General features: G+C 43.5%; 3 protein-coding genes. 2 read left to right on the forward strand and 1 reads right to left on the reverse strand.

The genetic code is table 11. From position 1 onward, the window contains the following. The first annotated feature begins 363 nt into the window (after positions 1-363). Entirely contained in the window at positions 364-897 is a 534-nt protein-coding gene (locus HW115_RS19345) for a hypothetical protein (RefSeq protein WP_178935270.1), read from the forward strand. A 103-nt stretch (positions 898-1,000) separates the two neighbouring features. Next, on the forward strand, positions 1,001-1,414 hold the full coding sequence (locus HW115_RS19350; protein WP_178935272.1) for an Imm7 family immunity protein: 414 nt from the start codon (positions 1,001-1,003) through the stop codon (positions 1,412-1,414). Between the two features lie 399 nt (positions 1,415-1,813). Here the strand turns inward: HW115_RS19350 and HW115_RS19890 are convergent. Further along, the coding region (locus HW115_RS19890) for a hypothetical protein (RefSeq protein ID WP_227021686.1) at positions 1,814-2,062 on the reverse strand (249 nt) is incomplete at its 5' end.

Consider the following 2,062-nt stretch of genomic DNA (forward strand, 5'->3'; position numbering starts at 1 on the left):
ATCGCTGCCGGTGTGCTTTACGTTCTGCAAAAAAACTCAGCACTTCCAGAAAGGTTGATAATTCTGAATCGGCTCGAAGGATGAAACCATAAGTTTGATTACTCAGGTTATTCATCGGCTTTCCTTGTAAGGCACACGAATTCGGGTGTCACGTTTCATGAACTGTGAGCAAGAAAGGTTGATTCCGAGTCGCTCTTGAAAGCAACCAGAAAAGCGGGGGGAACTAATCGGCAGAACAAGTCGCAGCACCCGACAGCTAGTAGCTGTCGAGTTTGCGACAGGTAACCCTTTTACGACATTGTATCTATAATTCGTATGCCGACGCCTGATCGCTGCCGGTGTGCTTTACGTTCTGCAAAAAAAATGGAACTCGAATATGAATCAACGCTTAAAGATGCCTGTCGTCCTCAAATAAGGCATTTCATCGGTAGCGAAACATATAAGAAGCAATTGATAGCCGGATGCCTTTGGTCTGGTTTTTTTGCGGCTCTGTTTGTTTGTGCGATTTCAAAGCTTATATTCGGCGAAGTTAACATCTATTACGTGGCCTTAGGTTTAGTTTTAGGAATCGTAACTGTGGCTCTTACACATAAAGACTCAGTCACGAAGCGTATTACTAAACACATGGATCGTGAGATTGGAGATAAGTTCCCGTATACGACGACATATCTGCTGGATGACGAATCATTAACATGTAGAAGTTTAGATACAGACATAACCTTTAAGCTAATGCACTGTTCTGATATTTCAGAAGTAGATGGTTATCTCGAAGTTCGATTTGGGGGACGAGGGCTTTGCACCATACCTCTTAGGGCTTTTACGACTGAATTTCAAAAATCGTCTTTTATCGATGCAATAAAAATTCAAGCAGAACAAGTCGCAGCACCCGACAGCTAGTAGCTGTCGAGTTTGCGACTGGCAACCGTTTGACGACATTGTATCTATATTTCGCATATTGGCGCCTGATCGCTGCCGGTGTGCTTTACGTTATGCAAAAAATATGACCTTCCACGGCTGGCTTCAAATTGAATTTATGGAGAACGATTCTTTATGCGGAGCAGATGTTCTCCAGATAGAGGATGACGCTATTGCTGCGATTCGAAAACGTATCGACTCAGTATCGGACTCAATTTCGATTTTCGAGATTAAGCGTGGTGGTAATGGGATGATCGTTTTGACCGTCCACGGAATTCGCAACCATAGGAACGAGCAGGTCATCGATCTGCTTCGGTGGTCCTCGGCGGAGTTCCCTGCAAGTTTCGGACTTCTGCATGTTTGGGATGACGAGCATCCAGAATACGATAATTGTTTTCGTGTATATCGATATGCTCATGGAGTCTGTTCAGAGATGGATGATCCGCATCTTTCTCCATGCCTTCCTACCATCGAGACTACATACAAAAATCAAGCATAACAAGTCGCTGCACCCGACGGAGAGTAGCTGCGCAGCCAGGTTTTCTGGTAGTTTAAACCATTAACACATAGATAAAGTATCCCGCCACTCTCCGCCGGTGAGCTTTACGTTGGGCAAAAAATAAAGATCTCATGTCGTGTGATATTTGTCAGAAATTTAATAGGTCAATGAGCCATTCAAATTGGTCACAGATCTTCGACTTATTGCTACTAGAATTACGGAATCATAATTTGATCTACATCGGAGGTGATTGCCCTCTGGATGAAACCGTAGATCACATTTGTAACGAAACTAAGTTTGCGGTAATTCAGAACTTTCGCTGTGGCTGTGGAACACGCATCGAATGGGGTGTGTGCATTAGAGGAACCCCTTTACTCAAATTACATGAGGTATAGTTCCTCAAGGTTGATAAAAAACAACAAGCCCAACAAGTCGCAGCACCCGACCGCTAGTAGCTGACTGGCCAGGTTTTTCTGCTGGTTTACAGGATGGAAAGTTATAAATTGGAGCAACTGGCACATCGCGGCCGGTGTGCTTTACGTTCTGCAAAAAAATCACTTCTCTTCTTGAAATCCGAAAATATACCATTAATATACCTCTATGGATTTTGAGTTCGATCCGAAAAAATCTCATATCAACGAGAAAAAG

The sequence above is a fragment of the Oceaniferula marina genome, assembly GCF_013391475.1.
GTDB classification, from domain to species: Bacteria; Verrucomicrobiota; Verrucomicrobiia; order Verrucomicrobiales; family Akkermansiaceae; genus Oceaniferula; species Oceaniferula marina.

Excerpts from the sequence above, each read along its gene's own strand:
- HW115_RS19350 (WP_178935272.1), top strand. The coding sequence starts at position 1,001 with ATGACCTTCCACGGCTGGCTTCAAATTGAATTTATGGAGAACGATTCT.
- HW115_RS19345 (WP_178935270.1), top strand. The coding sequence starts at position 364 with ATGGAACTCGAATATGAATCAACGCTTAAAGATGCCTGTCGTCCTCAA.